This window comes from Dissulfurimicrobium sp. (genome assembly GCF_049968175.1).
GTDB lineage: Bacteria > Desulfobacterota > Dissulfuribacteria > Dissulfuribacterales > Sh68 > Dissulfurimicrobium > Dissulfurimicrobium hydrothermale.
Genome location: NZ_JBMFRG010000017.1, coordinates 1 through 15955, shown reverse-complemented (window position 1 = coordinate 15955; position 15955 = coordinate 1). Strand labels below are relative to the sequence as shown.

General features: G+C 37.7%; 16 protein-coding genes. 13 read left to right on the top strand and 3 right to left on the bottom strand.

The genetic code is table 11. The features are described from left to right. Nucleotides 1-18: 18 nt before the first annotated feature. Complete coding sequence (greA, locus tag ACP5SG_RS03460) at nucleotides 19-489, top strand: transcription elongation factor GreA (RefSeq protein WP_237889023.1); 471 nt, start codon at nucleotides 19-21, stop codon at nucleotides 487-489. An 8-nt stretch (nucleotides 490-497) separates the two neighbouring features. Here greA and ACP5SG_RS03455 read toward each other — a convergent pair whose 3' ends face one another. Continuing rightward, the gene (locus ACP5SG_RS03455) at nucleotides 498-803 is read right to left on the bottom strand and encodes an HNH endonuclease (protein ID WP_237889022.1); all 306 of its coding nucleotides are present in this window, start codon (nucleotides 801-803) and stop codon (nucleotides 498-500) included. 61 nt (nucleotides 804-864) lie between these two features. Between ACP5SG_RS03455 and ACP5SG_RS03450 the strand changes: the two genes are divergently transcribed. The 8 genes from ACP5SG_RS03450 to serS all read left to right on the top strand — a co-directional run bounded on the left by ACP5SG_RS03450 (nucleotide 865) and on the right by serS (nucleotide 9387). Continuing rightward, nucleotides 865-1659, top strand: coding sequence for an RNA 2'-phosphotransferase (locus ACP5SG_RS03450; RefSeq protein WP_237889021.1), 795 nt, complete (start codon nucleotides 865-867; stop codon nucleotides 1657-1659). Continuing rightward, on the top strand, nucleotides 1623-3089 hold the full coding sequence (locus ACP5SG_RS03445) for a M48 family metalloprotease (RefSeq protein WP_424661417.1): 1467 nt from the start codon (nucleotides 1623-1625) through the stop codon (nucleotides 3087-3089). The genes ACP5SG_RS03450 and ACP5SG_RS03445 overlap by 37 nt, the downstream gene beginning before the upstream one ends. Then, the gene (lspA, locus tag ACP5SG_RS03440; protein WP_237889019.1) at nucleotides 3052-3585 is read left to right on the top strand and encodes a signal peptidase II; all 534 of its coding nucleotides are present in this window, start codon (nucleotides 3052-3054) and stop codon (nucleotides 3583-3585) included. The genes ACP5SG_RS03445 and lspA overlap by 38 nt, the downstream gene beginning before the upstream one ends. A gap of 147 nt (nucleotides 3586-3732) precedes the next feature. Beyond that, complete coding sequence (groES, locus tag ACP5SG_RS03435; RefSeq protein ID WP_237889018.1) at nucleotides 3733-4023, top strand: co-chaperone GroES; 291 nt, start codon at nucleotides 3733-3735, stop codon at nucleotides 4021-4023. 76 nt (nucleotides 4024-4099) lie between these two features. After that, nucleotides 4100-5734, top strand: a complete 1635-nt coding sequence (gene groL / locus ACP5SG_RS03430) for a chaperonin GroEL (protein ID WP_428121987.1) — start codon at nucleotides 4100-4102, stop codon at nucleotides 5732-5734. A gap of 121 nt (nucleotides 5735-5855) precedes the next feature. Further along, a complete protein-coding gene (locus tag ACP5SG_RS03425; RefSeq protein WP_237889016.1) occupies nucleotides 5856-7388 on the top strand; it encodes a YifB family Mg chelatase-like AAA ATPase in 1533 nt (510 codons plus the stop codon). 4 nt (nucleotides 7389-7392) lie between these two features. Beyond that, the gene (locus tag ACP5SG_RS03420; protein WP_237889015.1) at nucleotides 7393-8094 is read left to right on the top strand and encodes a hypothetical protein; all 702 of its coding nucleotides are present in this window, start codon (nucleotides 7393-7395) and stop codon (nucleotides 8092-8094) included. 15 nt (nucleotides 8095-8109) lie between these two features. After that, a complete protein-coding gene (serS, locus tag ACP5SG_RS03415; RefSeq protein WP_237889014.1) occupies nucleotides 8110-9387 on the top strand; it encodes a serine--tRNA ligase in 1278 nt (425 codons plus the stop codon). 16 nt (nucleotides 9388-9403) lie between these two features. Here serS and ACP5SG_RS03410 read toward each other — a convergent pair whose 3' ends face one another. Together ACP5SG_RS03410 and ACP5SG_RS03405 are read right to left on the bottom strand one after the other, a co-directional pair. Then, entirely contained in the window at nucleotides 9404-10036 is a 633-nt protein-coding gene (locus ACP5SG_RS03410; RefSeq protein WP_237889013.1) for an HAD family hydrolase, read from the bottom strand. 13 nt (nucleotides 10037-10049) lie between these two features. Beyond that, the gene (locus tag ACP5SG_RS03405) at nucleotides 10050-11174 is read right to left on the bottom strand and encodes a class I SAM-dependent methyltransferase (protein WP_237889012.1); all 1125 of its coding nucleotides are present in this window, start codon (nucleotides 11172-11174) and stop codon (nucleotides 10050-10052) included. A gap of 244 nt (nucleotides 11175-11418) precedes the next feature. Here ACP5SG_RS03405 and dnaN point away from each other — a divergent pair, with 244 nt between their 5' ends. The 4 genes from dnaN to ACP5SG_RS03385 form a co-directional block, all read left to right on the top strand. Then, on the top strand, nucleotides 11419-12546 hold the full coding sequence (dnaN, locus tag ACP5SG_RS03400) for a DNA polymerase III subunit beta (protein WP_237889011.1): 1128 nt from the start codon (nucleotides 11419-11421) through the stop codon (nucleotides 12544-12546). Nucleotides 12547-12574: 28 nt separating this feature from the next. After that, nucleotides 12575-14998 (top strand): DNA topoisomerase (ATP-hydrolyzing) subunit B, encoded by a 2424-nt coding sequence (gene gyrB / locus ACP5SG_RS03395; protein ID WP_428121976.1) that lies wholly within the window; start codon nucleotides 12575-12577, stop codon nucleotides 14996-14998. Between the two features lie 79 nt (nucleotides 14999-15077). Further along, complete coding sequence (locus ACP5SG_RS03390) at nucleotides 15078-15416, top strand: PilZ domain-containing protein (RefSeq protein WP_237889010.1); 339 nt, start codon at nucleotides 15078-15080, stop codon at nucleotides 15414-15416. 288 nt (nucleotides 15417-15704) lie between these two features. Continuing rightward, a partial coding sequence (locus ACP5SG_RS03385; RefSeq protein WP_428121971.1) for a GTP-binding protein occupies nucleotides 15705-15955 on the top strand: 251 nt, incomplete at its 3' end.

Below are 15955 nucleotides of genomic sequence, written 5' to 3'. Positions count from 1 at the left end.
AGATCAGGGGAGTTGGGCGTGAAGCGTACACCAATAACCAAGGAAGGTTATGAAAGACTAAAAAAAGAACTGGAACAACTAGAAAGGGTCGAAAGACAGCTTGTAATCAAGGCCATCGCAGAGGCAAGGGCGCACGGTGATCTGTCTGAAAATGCTGAATACCATGCCGCCAAAGAACGCCAGGGTCACATCGAAGCAAGGATACAATACCTCAACAACCAACTTGCATCGGCCGACATCATCGATTGTTCAGACCAGGATTGCGAGAGGGTAGTATTTGGAGTAAAAGTCAGACTTATAAACCTTGATACAAACGAAGAAGTTGTTTATCAGATTGTCGGGCCGGACGAATCCGACATACAAGCAGGCCGACTGTCTGTAACCTCTCCACTAGGCAAGGCGCTGATAGGAAGGCGCCAAGGGGATGAGGTGGAATTGAAGACGCCTGCAGGCATTAGAAACTATGAAATATCTGAGATTTTTACATAAAATCCTGTTCAAGACCCCTTGCCAATGGATTTGTTGAGCCCCTCAAGATAACCCTCCCATTCCATTGGAAGGAGATATTTCTTTTTACTATTGCATTCTCTGCATGCCGGAACCAGGTTGACTTTTATACTCTTGCCCCCGCGCGCCAAAGGAACAATATGATCCATTGTAAGGTTCTGCGGCCCCACATTGCGCCGACAATAATAGCATTCACCCCTTGCGCGCTTATTGCGCCACCACTTGCTGTTTCTAAGCTCTTTCGCCTTATTTTTCTCTTTACGAACATCCTCTTCGGTCAGATCGAACAAAAACACTATTTACAACCTCCGACCACCTTGTGGTTGATTTTCATTAAAATTAACCTATTTTATACAAATGGACAAGAATGAGCTCAAAAAACTTGACAAGATGCTTTTTGCCATGCTGGCAAAACGCCCCGACCTTTACGGATTGGTCCCGGACAATGAAGGATGGATAAAAATAAAAGAAATCCGCAGTGCACTCCATCAGGAAGATGGCTTTTCCTACATCACAACCCAATCACTTATACAGTTTTTTAATATCTTTGGCCGCAAAAAATTCGAAACAGACGGCATAGTTGTCCGGGCAAAAGATCCACAAGGTCTGCCAGTCCCAGAAACGGCGGTACCACCTGAAACCCTCTATCTGCCAGCAAAAAATGAGGTGTATGAACATGTGTTAAGAAACGGCCTCTTCCCGTCGCCCGGCAATAGATGGATCGTCCTTTCCGCCTCAAAAGAACTGGCTGCCAAAATAGGAAAAAGAAAAGACAATGAACCCATTGTCTTTGAGGTCTTAACGTCAAGGGCCGATAAAAGCGGGACGGAGTTTAAAAGGTTTGGTGAAAATCTGTTTCTTGTGGATGTTGTCAGGCCTGAATGGTTGAATCTACAGCACATGCCAAAGACTAAACAAAGACAAAAAAACAAAAAGGATAGGGTCAGAAATGGACCCAAACATACCAACAGCATGACTGTCCCGCTCACACCTGAAGACTTAGCAAATATTGGAGGCTACACCCTAAACAAACAACTCCACACCCAGATAGGCGAGCCATTGCCATCCTTCTTTGACAACAAGAAGAAAAGGCGATTTAGAGACAAAGATCCGGAATGGAAACATATAAGACATATCGAAAAGAAAAGGTGACCACCACGATGGCCCGAAGGACCTGTTGCGTCTTTTTGATATACATGCTTATAGGTTCTTTTGTTTCGACATTACAACCAAAACCATCCTGGGCCATGATGTCTATAGAACAAGAACGTAAGCTTGGAGAAAAACTTCTAAAGACCATCGAAACCCAGGTAACCCTGATAAATGATCCAGAGGTTGTGGGATATGTAAGGGATGTTGGGGAACGCATACTTAAATCCATAGACGACAAATATTTCAATTACAGATTCTTTGTAATAAAAAACAGTGGGATAAATGCCTTCGCCGTACCCGGGGGAGAGATATTTGTCAATTCCGGCCTGTTGGAGGTGGTAGACAACGAAGATGAGCTTGCCTGTGTTCTGGCGCACGAAATGGGGCACGTACAAGGAAGGCACATCGCCAGACGGATGGATAGTATGCAAAAGGTCAATATAGCAACCGCTGCGGCGGCTGTAGCCGGTCTCTTTCTTGGGGGTGGACAGGCTGGGTCGGCGGTGCTCGCCACATCAGGGGCGCTAAATGCAACAATAGGACTTAAATACAGCCGGGAAGACGAAGAAGAGGCCGACAGAAGGGCATATCAGTACTTGTGTAAGGCTGGTTATAGCCCAAAAGGACTTATTGAGGTCATGAAAAAGATTCAACAATACCGTTGGCTCGGAAACGATTCCGTCCCAAGTTATCTTCAAACCCACCCCACATCCAGCCAGCGAATAACCTACCTCGAAGACCTCATAGCCAGCAGATCTTGCAAACAGACAGCAAAGGAAAACAACTTCGAACTCAAAAAGATACAAATAAAAACAAAAATCTACGAACACGACCCAAACATCTTGGCAAATAGATATAAAAGGGAGTTGAGCACAAATCCCGACGATATCTTTTTGCTTTACGGCCTTGCACAATCACTCTTAACTGCTAAAGAATATGAGGATGCCATTGCAGCATTCAAGCGACTTGTGTCGATTGCAAAAGATCACCAAGGATTTGTTGTCGATCTTGGTATTGCCTATTTCACGGCGGGCAGATATAAAGATGCTATCTCTACACTGGCACCCTACAGTCAAAACCACCCAGAAGACATCAGGGCGAAATTTTACCTTGCAAGCGCCTATTTAGAACAAGGCTCATACAAAGAAGCGGCCACAATCTTCCGCTCACTGAAAGATGTCTGGCCTGACCGGCCGGCCCTATATTTTAATCTTGGTAGATGCCTTGTTCCTTTAAACGAAAAAGGTGAGGCCCATTATTATTTTTATCTCTATTACAAGGCAAATGGAAATAGAGAAATGGCCATATATCATCGAGCCAAGGCCATTGCCGAGTTGCCGGTAAACAGTGGCCTTTATGAAGAATTAAAAAATGAAGGCAAGGGTGAGGGCGATGAAAATCAAGAACCACCCAAAAAGACAGGAGAGTGAAGTGAAACAGGGATTGTTTAAAAGGCCATCTGTCCCGTTACTCTTGCTTATTGGCATTACAATAGTAATTCTAGACCAAGTAAGCAAGGCGATAATAATGGCCCACATGACTCCGTTTGAGACAAAACAGCTAATACCCGGCCTTTTTAATCTTACATACATAACCAATACCGGTGTTGCGTTTGGTTTTATGGCCGGGACAGAGAAATGGCGCCACATAACATTTCAAATCATCGCCTTCACGGCGCTTTGCGGGCTTGTCCTTTTGTACAAAAACCTTCAAGACAAAAGCTTGGTGTTGTTTTGGGGAAGCGCTCTTGTCTTTGGTGGGGCGCTTGGTAATTTAATAGACAGGGTAAGATATAGACATGTCATCGACTTCCTGGATTTTTATATCGGGAACCTTCATTGGCCTGCCTTCAATATAGCGGATTCGGCCATAACCATAGGGGGGACGCTGCTGGTATGGCATTTCACGCGCAAACCATCATCCTAATCCGAAACTCTGGATCTTAAATTCAACCCCAAAACGGCGTAGGGGTATTGCATTTCAAAATTTTGTATTTATATTAGCACTCGTTCCAGGAGAGTGCTAACAACCTTTTCAAAAAATCAAAAAAATAAAGAAAGGAGATTGGTTGCTATGAAGATCCGTCCATTAAACGACAGGGTTTTGGTAAAGCGCCTCGAAGAAAAAGAGGTGACCAAGGGTGGTATTATCATCCCAGACACAGCCAAAGAGAAACCCATAGAGGGCAAGGTGATAGCTGTAGGAAAGGGTAAATTGATGGAAAATGGCGAGGTCAGACCGCTTGACGTCAAAGAGGGTGACAAGGTCCTGTTCGGCAAATACGCAGGTACAGAGATCAAAATAGACGGTGAAGACTTTTTAATGATGAGAGAAGATGACATTCTTGGAATCATCGAGGAATAATTCACTATTCTAAAAAATCAGAAATAAAAACCATCAAAAATTATCAATAAATCAATAATATGGAGGTTTAGATATTATGGCAGCTAAAGAGATAAGATATGACATAAAGGCCAGAGAAGCCATTCTTAGGGGCGTAAACACCCTGGCCAATGCAGTCAAGGTAACTCTTGGTCCAAAAGGGCGTAATGTTATTATTGAAAAGTCCTTTGGCTCCCCAATCATCACAAAAGACGGGGTTACGGTCGCCAAAGAGATCGAGCTCGAAAATAAATTTGAAAATATGGGCGCCCAAATGGTCAAAGAGGTGGCATCAAAGACCAGCGATATAGCAGGTGATGGTACCACAACAGCCACAATCCTTGCTCAGGCTATTTATTCCGAGGGTTCAAAGCTGGTCGCCGCCGGAATAAACCCAATGGCACTAAAGAGAGGTATAGACAAGGCTGTTGAAGTGGTGGTTTCTGAACTCAAAAAGATCAGCAAACCTACAAAAGACCAAAAAGAAATAGCTCAAGTCGGCACTATCTCGGCAAACAACGATGCCACCATCGGAAACATTATAGCCGAGGCCATGGATAAGGTCGGCAAGGAAGGTGTTATAACTGTTGAAGAGGCAAAGTCAATGGAGACCTCGCTTGAGGTAGTTGAGGGTATGCAATTTGACCGGGGCTATATCTCCCCATACTTTGTAACCGACCCCGAAAAAATGGAGTGTGTGTTAGAAGACCCATATATCCTTATCCATGAAAAAAAGATAAGCAATATGAAGGACCTCTTACCCATACTTGAACAGATAGCAAAGATGGGTAAACCGTTCCTCATTATCGCCGAAGACACCGAGGGTGAAGCCCTTGCTACATTGGTTGTAAACAAACTCCGCGGCACATTACAGGCATGTGCCGTAAAGGCGCCTGGCTTTGGGGATAGAAGAAAGGCAATGCTTGAGGATATAGCTATCTTAACAGGCGGCCAGGTTATCTCAGAAGATATTGGCATCAAGCTTGAAAATGCATCGATAAGCGATCTTGGACGAGCCAAGAGAGTGGTTATCAATAAAGACACCACCACAATTGTCGATGGTGCAGGTGCCAAAGAAAAGATAGAGGGTAGAGTAAAGCAGATCCGCGCCCAGATCGAAGAAACAACATCTGATTACGATAGAGAAAAACTTCAGGAACGCCTTGCAAAACTCATCGGAGGCGTTGCTGTTATAAACGTAGGAGCTGCAACAGAGACAGAAATGAAAGAAAAGAAGGCAAGGGTTGAGGATGCGCTAAATGCTACAAGAGCGGCTGTAGAAGAAGGAATTGTACCGGGTGGCGGCACAGCACTCCTGCGGACACTCCCGGCCCTTGATAAATTAAAGACAAAAGATAGTGATGAACAACATGGTATCAACATAATCATAAGGGCGATCGAGGAGCCGCTCCGTCAGATTGCAAATAACGCCGGCCATGAAGGGTCAATTGTGGTAGAGAGGGTTAAGGCCGAAAAAGATGGGGTTGGATTCAATGCTGCAACCGGCGCCTATGAAGATTTGATGGCAGCTGGTATTATTGATCCGACAAAGGTAACGCGTACAGCCCTACAAAATGCAGCTAGCGTATCGGGCCTACTACTTACCACTGAGGCAATGATAGCAGAGATACCAAAGAAAGAAGAAAAGGGTGCGGCTAACATGCCAGGCGGCGGGATGCCTGACATGTATTGATAAGTTAATACCGACAATTGGCAACAAAAAAACCCCTTCAATCAAAAAAGAAGGGGTTTTTTTGTTGCCAACATACTAACAACAGCCTAAACTTTTCCAAAAAAATAAAAGGATCGGTACGATGTTGGCAACAGCAAGAAGTGCATCTGTAATAGGCATAAACGCCTTTCCTGTCGATGTACAAGTAGATGTGTCCTCAGGCCTTCCTGGTTTTAATATAGTAGGACTCCCAGAAGGAGCGGTAAGGGAGAGCAGAGAACGCGTCAGGGCTGCAATAAAAAACTGCGGTTATATATTTCCAACCAAAAAACTAACCGTAAATCTTGCACCCGCCGACATAAAAAAGGAGGGGGCAGGCCTGGACCTCCCTATTGCAGCGGCCATTCTATGTGCGGTGGGCATAATCAAGCAAGAAAAATTAAACGAATTCGCAATCCTTGGCGAACTCTCTCTTGATGGAAATATCAGGCCTGCAAGGGGTATCTTGTCAATCTCTCTTGCGGCAAGATTTTGGGGGCTTTCAGGAGGACTGATAATACCCAAAGAAAACGCTGAAGAGGCCGCCATTGTTAAAGAAACAATGGTTTATCCAGTAAAACACCTATCAGAATTAGTGGAATTTCTTATTGGCAATCTCGACATCAAACCCAAAAAAATTGATCATAAAAAATTGTCTTTGGACAAAGACAATAATCAGGAAGACTTCAGCGACGTGACAGGACAAGAACACGCCAAAAGGGCCCTTGAGGTAGCCGCTGCAGGTGGACACAACATCCTAATGGTAGGTCCGCCTGGTTCTGGAAAGACCATGCTTGCAAAGAGACTCCCATCCATACTTCCACCACTTTCTTTTGAAGAGGCGCTTGAAACAACAGCCGTCTATAGTGTTGCAGGGCTCCTCCCTCCCGGAACCCCCCTTGTCTCAACCAGACCATTTTGTACACCCCATCATTCCATTTCAGATGCAGGACTTATAGGTGGTGGCGCCATTCCCAAACCAGGACAAATCAGCCTGGCCCACAACGGCGTCCTTTTTCTTGATGAATTGCCCGAGTTTCAGAAAAATGTGCTCGAGGGTATGAGGCAGCCGATTGAAGATGGGATAGTAACGATAGCCAGGGTTAATATGACAATCACCTTTCCAGCCCGCATAACCCTTGTTGCAGCCCAAAATCCATGTCCATGCGGTCATTTGGGTGATCCAAAGATAAACTGCTCTTGCACTCCACAACAAATAGCTCGTTACAAAAACAAGGTGTCTGGACCACTTATGGATAGAATAGATATTCATATAGAGGTACCGGCCGTTCCCTATTCAGAACTTATCAAATCAAGGCGTGGAGAGGACTCAAAAACCATAAGGGATAGGGTTGTTGCAGCCAGAGATATACAAAAAAGACGTTTTGAAGGACTTGAAATCTACTGTAACGCACAGATGTCGTCAAAAGAGATGAGAAAATTTTGTGTACTTGATGGACAATGCAAGGATTTTTTGGTTAGTGCACTGCAGAAACTTGGATTTAGTGCAAGGGCCTATCATAGAATTATAAAGGTCTCCAGGACAATAGCCGACCTGGAAGGTGCCAAAGAAATATCCATAAAACACCTGGCTGAGGCCATACAATACAGGACTTTTGACAGAAAAGTGTTGTAGTATAATGTCAAAACCAATTTTGCTTGGAACAATTCATCTTGACAGGGCCGGGGAATATGAGTCGCTACAGTTAATGCTCGAAAGGATAAGGCCAGAGATTATAGCGGTTGAAATAAGCCCATTTTCAGTCCGTTATAGACAAAAAAATCAAAAAAAATGGTTAACCATTTTTAACAAAAGGATATCATCACTCACAGAAAAAGAAGGGATGCATTCTGGGTTGGAGTTATTAAAACTACAAATCACTACACCCTTTGAATGGGAAGTTGCAAATATCTATGGAAAAAATAATAATATTCCTGTTATCGCAATAGATTGCGGCGATATTGCAAAAAAAGATATGCCTTATTGGGAGAAAACTCTTTTATCGCTAAAAAACATCTCAAATATCTTAAAATTGCAATCGGTTGATATTGATGATTATTTTGAAAGGCACCATCAATACGCACTAAATTTTATTTCAAGGCCTATGTATATACCAGAGGTCATAAACCCTCTTCGATGGCTAAATGACGAAACTTGGTCAAAAAGAGAGGCACTACTTGAAACAAAAATGAGGAGGATTTTAAAAACAAATAAAAAATCTTTATATATAGGCGGATGGATGCATATTGTTATGGGTTCACCATACAAGACCTTGGCGGAAAGATTATCTGATCTTAATCCGGAGTGTATTCTTTTAAAGAGAAGAAATAAAAAATCTTGAAGGAGCTAGATAATAATGTTAGACATAAAATTCATTCGTTCAAATATCAACTTAATAAAAAAAAGCTTAAAAGATAGAAACTATAACTTAAATATAGATGAATTGCTTGATATAGATTCACAAAGAAGAGAAATTATCCATAAAGTAGAAGAATTAAAAAACCAAAGAAATATCCTATCTGAACAGATAGGCCTTTTAAAAAAAGAAGAAAAAGATACTGATTCACTTACATCTAAAGTAAGACAGATTGGATTAAAGATTAAAGAATTAGATTCCATTCTTGCAAAAAAAGAAGAAAGATACAAAGATATTCTCTTGGCAATACCAAACATTCCGCATAAAACTGTACCTATTGGGAAAGATAATTCTGAAAATGTTGTAGTAAAAAAATGGGGAGAATTACCTGTTTTTAACTTCAAACCCCTTCCACATTGGGATATTGGAGAGCATATTGGAATACTTGATTTTAACAGGGCCGCTAAGATAACAGGGACAAGGTTTTGTTTATATTGTGGAAATGGGGCAAGATTGGAAAGAGCGCTTATAAATTTTATGCTCGATCTACATCAAACAAGACATGGATATAAAGAAGTTCTGCCGCCATTTATTGTAAATCAAGATTCGCTTGTAGGGACCGGACAGCTTCCCAGGTTTAAAGAAGATCTTTTTAAACTCGAGGGAAATAATTACTATCTTATACCAACAGCCGAGGTACCTGTAACAAATATTCACAGAGATGAAATAATCAACGAAGATGACTTACCAATCAAATATGTTGCATATACACCATGTTTTCGCTCTGAGGCTGGCTCATATGGCAAAGATACACGTGGGATAGTGCGCCAACACCAATTTAATAAGGTAGAGCTTGTAAAATTCTCAAAACCTGAAACATCATATAATGAGCTCGAAGAGCTTCTCTTTGATGCTGAAACTGTGTTGCAGCTCCTTGAAATTCCATACAGAGTGGTGCTGTTATGTACGGGTGATATGGGTTTTTCATCTGCAAAAACATATGACATCGAGGTTTGGTTACCTGGACAAAATCGTTTTTGTGAAATCTCTTCGTGTAGCAATTTTGAAGACTTTCAAGCAAGGCGGGCAAACATACGCTATCGTCCAAAAGGGCAGACAAAAACTTGTTTTGTTCATACATTAAACGGTTCAGGGCTAGCTATAGGGAGAACTGTTGCAGCAATTATAGAAAATTACCAATTGCCGGATGGTAGTTTTATGGTCCCCAAGGTATTAAAATCATATATAGGTGGAATTGAAAAGATAACTGGGCCATAAAGACCAAAACAAGAAATCAAGGACTATTTTTTGATAAAACTATTTTTTTTATTTCATAAAAATGTTTCACGTGAAACATGGCTTCAAGTTTTTCATTTTTATAAGCTATAAAAGATATACCGGCATCTCGTGCAGCCTGTTCATCCAAGATAGAATCACCGACAAATACTGTCTTTTTATGCTCGATGCCAAGCTTGTCTATTATTTTTAAGATACCTTGGGGATGGGGTTTTGGAAAATCTACATCAAGGGCGGTCATTATAGAATCAAACAATCGATCAAAACCAAACATCTTGACTAACTTAGGCATGGTTGTTGTTCTGTTCGTAAAGATGGCAGTCAAAACCGGTGGTCTTATATCTTTTAAGATCTCAACGACATCCGGTTCGATCTTTAAAAAAGGTAAGTAATCTAAATAATCCAGTTTTTTGATAAGTTCTAGTGCGTTATTATATAATTCTTTATTATTCCTAAATAAATACAAAATCGATTGCTCGGCCGTATGAGTATGTACATAATCTAATTCGTCTTTATTTATTGAACCAAGCCCCAATTTTACCAAAATATCATTATAATATCTATAATTTGCCTCTTTTGAATCAACAAGAACTCCATCGCAATCAAATATAACGAGATCAAAATTTTTCATATTATATCAGATATCAAAGACGATTTATAAGATTTTTAAGCCGAAAACCCTTTAATGATGTCTGAGTAATATCAAGTCCCTTTGCCTGAACCATTACTTTGTGCGACATCCCCATCCCTTGAGGCATTATAAGGGTCTTAATTTCTGCCAATTGCGGTGAAAAAGGTTTTATTTTGGTACCTATTTTTTCATAAACAACCTCTTCAAAATCTAATCCGCCTAAAAATGCCCATTGTGGTGTATATCCAATAGTATAAAAACCCATTTCCATACCCCATCTGGAAAGATCTGAAAAGTTGATATGGGCGGTTAAATCCTGCTCACCAGGTCTTATAAGTAGCTCTTCAGAGACCTTTTGATCTTTATAAGCCAAAAGCGTACCCCTATTTCTTGTTGGATTGAAATATTCTTTGGAAGTATAACCGTAATCAATTGTCATCAAAAAACCTTTTAACATCTTCTTGGATATATCCTTAATCCAAGTTTTTATATCAAGATTTATTTCTGTCCTGTAATGATCTGCGAGATTGTTTGGTAATAATTTGACATATAATTTCAAATCTTGGGAACTCAATTTGCCAAGACATTCAATAAAACCGCGATTATGATCAAAATCTATATATATTTCCTTAAAAACCCCCGATTCTTTTTGAACGACATGAACAGGAAAGGCGTCTAAAAGCTCGTTTGAAATAAAACAATATACCCCAAGATCTAATTCATTTATAGAATTTATCCATCTTATACTATCAAATTGGTCTCTAAGATTTTTTTTCTGGATAAAAATATTTTTTGGATAGGGTTCAATTATTATATATGTTATCTTTTTAAAAAGATATTCCTTTTTAAGTTCAGATAGGATGTCAAGGGCCAAATAACCCGACCCAGCACCCATTTCTACAATAAAAAAGGTGTCGGTCTTTAATATTTGATAAAATTCCAGTAACTGCCTTGAAAGTAATGCACCAAAAATATGACCAGTATGTGGACTTGTTATATAATCTCCTGAAGCACCGATAGGGAAATAGGTATTAGTATAATATCCAAATTCAGGATCATAAAGACACATCTTCATAAATTCAAAAAATGTTATAGGACCTTCTTTAAGGATTTTTTGTTGTATTTTGTTGAATAACATATTGGATTAAAGTATTATTTTGTGTTATATTAATTTGCTTAAAATAATCAAAATTAATCGATCAAATTGTAAGTATTATTAAATCATTTTTTTTAAAAAGAAAACTCCAAAAATTGAACTTTTTGACTTTATCAACAATAATTAATTTAAAAAATTTTTTTAATTTTAATTAGTTATTTATTTTTTAACAAAATAAACAAACTTAATTATATATTTTTAATATAAGAAAAGGAATAAAAAAATTATGTTAAAATTAATTGTTAAAAAAAATAATTTACTCAATCCATTATATAACACACAAAGTATAGTAGATAAAAAAACAACGATGAATATTATTAATAATGTATTAATCTATAGTAAAAACAACGAACTGTTTATTGAAGCAACAGATTTAGAATTAAGTTATAAAAATAAAATTTTATGTTCTGTTATAGAAGAGGGTTCTATAACAGTTAATGCAAAAAAATTTTATGAGATAGTAAAAGAATTTCCAGATGAAGAAATAAATATTGAAGAATTACCCAATCTTTGGTTAAAGATATCAAGTTTAGATAAAATTGAATATAAAATTGCAGGATTGCCAGCAGAAGATTTTCCAAAATTTAAATATATAAATACCGAAAACTCTATAACAATAGAAACGTCTTTATTAAAGGAAATGATAGAAAAAACCATTTTTTCTACATCGCTTGATGACAAAAAAATTAATTTATCAGGTATATATTTAGAACAATTTAAACAAAATAATAAAAATATATTAAGAATGGTAAGTTCAGATGGACATAGATTAAGTTTAATAGATAAATATATAGATGATGATGTTGATTTAAATATTGAATCAGGGATAATTATTCCAAGAAAGGGTGCACAAGAAATAAAAAAAATAACAGAAAATCATAATACAATTTCTTTAGGAATTGATGAAAAGTTCTGTTTTGTAAAAGCAGATAATGAATATCTTGCTATAAGATTAATTGATGCTAAATTTCCAAATTATAAATCAATAATACCACAACAAAATATAAATACAATAATTATAGATAAAGATTATTTCTTTAACGTATTAAAAAGAGTAATTATATTATCATCTGATTCAGAATTTAATGCAGTCAAATTTTCAGTTTATAATTCAAAAATGAAAATAGAATCAATAGTTAAAGAAATTGGCGAAGTATATGAATTTTTAGACATAGAATATAATAATGAGCCTTTTGAAATTGCATTAAATGCAAAATTTTTAATGACTTTGTTAATGGTAATGAAATCAAAAAAAATAAAGTTAATCATTAATACCCCAGAATCTCCGTGTATTATAAAAGGAGATGATGATGAAGGTTTTTTAAGTTTAATTATGCCAATGTCTATTGTCTAATAGTCATTAGTGAGGATTGATTTAATATATGGATATAAATAATATTCAAAATCAATATAATGCTAATCAAATAAAAGTTTTGGCAGGCCTTTCAGCGGTTAGAAAACGTCCTGCGATGTATATAGGAAATACGGGAATAGAAGGACTTCATCATTTAATATATGAGGTTGTAGATAATAGCATTGATGAAGCATTAGCTGGTTATTGTAATTTGATAAAGGTTATAATACATGAAGATGGAATGGTAACTATAGAAGATAATGGTAGAGGAATACCTGTGGATATTCATCCAACAGAAGGTATTTCAGCATTGGAATTGGTAATGACAAGATTACATGCTGGAGGTAAATTTGATCATCAAACCTATAAAGTTTCAGGTGGACTTCATGGGGTTGGTATTTCTGTTGTAAATGCATTATCGGAATACTTAAATGTTGAAGTCTATAGAAATAATAAAATATATTCACAAAATTATTGCAAAGGAAATCCAATTAATCCTATAAAAATTATTGGGGAAACAAAAAAACAGGGAACAAAAATAACATTTAAACCCGATAAAGAAATATTTGAAACAACTGAATTTCAATTTGATATTCTACAAGCTAGAATGAGAGAATTAGCTTTTTTAAATCCAGCAATAACTATAGAATTAAAAGATGAAAAAAACGATATTTCTGTAAACTATCATTTTGAAGGAGGAATTGTAGAATTTGTTGAATATTTAAATAATAATAAAGAATTGGTAAATGAAAAGCCAATTTATATAATAGGAGAAAAAGATTTAATTCAAATTGAAATAGCTTTTCAATATAACACTGGCTATTCAGAAAAACTTTTAAGTTACGTAAATAATATACGTACAAAAGATGGTGGTACACATGTAGCTGGTTTTAGATTAGCATTGACAAAATGTATTAATAAATATGCTAATGAAGATATTATACCTAAAAAACTTAAGGAAAAAATGGAAGGTGATGATTTAAGAGAAGGTCTTACTTGTGTAATATCTGTAAAAGTACCAAATCCACAATTTGAAGGTCAAACAAAAACAAAATTAGGCAATACCGAAGTTAGGTCTATTGTTGCATCTGTTGCATATGAAGGTATATCAACATTTTTTGAAGAAAATCCTGTAGTATCCAAAAAAATATTGGCAAAGGTTGTGGATGCAGCTCGTGCAAGAGAGGCTGCTAAAAAGGCAAGAGAACTTGCCAGAAAGGTAAGTTTAGGGCAAGACATGTCTATGGCTGGTAAGCTTGCCGAGTGTCAAGAAAAAGATCCTGCTCGAAGAGAAATATTTTTAGTAGAAGGAGATTCGGCGGGAGGAAGTGCAAAACAAGGTAGAGATAGACAATTTCAGGCGATATTACCCTTAAAAGGTAAGATAATGAATGTGGAAAAGGCAAGATTTGACAAGATGTTATCAAGTGAGGAAATAAAAAATCTCATATCTTCACTTGGAGCTGGTATCGGCATGGACGAATTTGATATTAATAGATTAAGATATCATAAAGTAATTATTATGACCGATGCCGATGTAGATGGTGCTCACATAAGAACACTACTATTAACTTTTTTTTATCGCCAAATGATTTCTCTTATTGAAAATGGCATGTTGTATATAGCCCAGCCGCCACTTTATAGAGTATCCTTTGGAAAAGGAAAGGAGATATTTCTTAAAGACGAGGAAGACCTTAATAATTTTCTTTTCAAAAGGATATCAAAAGAGATATCTATTAGACCGAAGGGTTGGGATTCTTCTTATAAAGAAGAAAAACTTAGACAGCTTTTATTCGATTTGTCTAGTTATAGTAAAACATTAGAAGATATGGCAAAAAAGGGCTGTTGGAAGGAGTTATGTCAAGATATACTTGAACTGGGGCTGGAAACAGAACATCAATTTGAAGATATAGAATTTGTAAAAAAACTTGCCGAAGGACTCAAAAAAAGGGGTTATAAAGTCGGCCCTGTAACACCATCCAACTCAGTGCCTTTTAGTTATGAAATTAGCATTGGTATGGATGAATTGGCTTATCTTGAAACAACAATCGGTCCAGATTTTGCAAAAATGCCAGAATTTCATAGAATTTTAAGGATATATAAGATTATTTCGCCTATAATCAAAAACGGTTGTGAGATATTGGTGTCGGAAGGAATAGAAGATGATGGTGTCAACAAGCATTTCAGTGATGTTCATGAAATATTGATGTATATAAAGACGCTCAGTATGAAGGGTCTTACCATCCAGAGATACAAGGGGCTTGGCGAAATGAATCCGGACCAGCTCTGGGAAACTACTATGAATCCTGAAAAACGCACCCTTCTTCAGGTAACCATAAAAGATATCGGTGAAGCCGAAAGGTTGTTCACTACATTAATGGGTGAAAAAATCGAACCAAGACGCGAGTTTATACAAACACATGCCCTTGAAGCGAATGATCTTGATATATAATAAGAGTATGGATTAATATTGAATTAGAGGAATAATATTGATTGTTTGTGGGCCTATCTAAGGGCAGAGGGGTGGTGCTATGTCGAAGACAGACAAAGAAAAAAGAAGGTCTCAGCGCTTACCTTTACACATAGAAATAAATTTTTCGGACGGCAAGAGGTTTTATTCCGAGTTTGTAATGGATGTCAGTATGGGTGGTTTACAGGTGGAAACGACCATTCCTTGCAATAAAGACGATATATTAACACTTACTCTTGGTGAGTTTCCCCCGCTTAAGGTAAAAGGCGTTGTGCGCTGGATTAAAAGGGATGGTTTTAAGTACAGAATGGGACTAGAATTTTGCGATCTTACCACTGAACAAGAAAAGCGTTTGAGAGAGATGATATCAAACCTGTTTTGGAAGCAAGTAAAGGTATAAATATTTATGTCTTGTTATATAGATCTCACAATTTTTGGTGAGGGCTTGACAAACGATTTTATTGCTGTTAACTAATGAATTTTTCACACTAAAAAATAAGGATTCTTCATCCACACATACCCGATTGGTACAAATCCAAACAAACCGAATAAATCATCCACAGGATTAAGAATCAAAATTGATTTTTTTGTAGGTATTTTATTCTGGCAGGTGATTTTATTCTGATGTGGCGCCGGACGGTGTGTGGTTGTATGTTTCAGATGAATCATTTTTTGGAGTAGAAACGAGATGAAAAAAGACCCTAGACTTTTAAGAAACATAGGCATTAGTGCCCATATAGATGCGGGCAAAACCACTCTTACAGAACGTATTTTATACTATACCAGAAGAATACACGCGATACATGACGTGAGAGGTAAAGACGGTGTAGGTGCCACCATGGACTTTATGGAGCTTGAAAAAGAAAGGGGTATAACCATTACCTCTGCGGCCACATATTGCGAATGGAAAGGACACGAGATCAATATCATCGATACGCC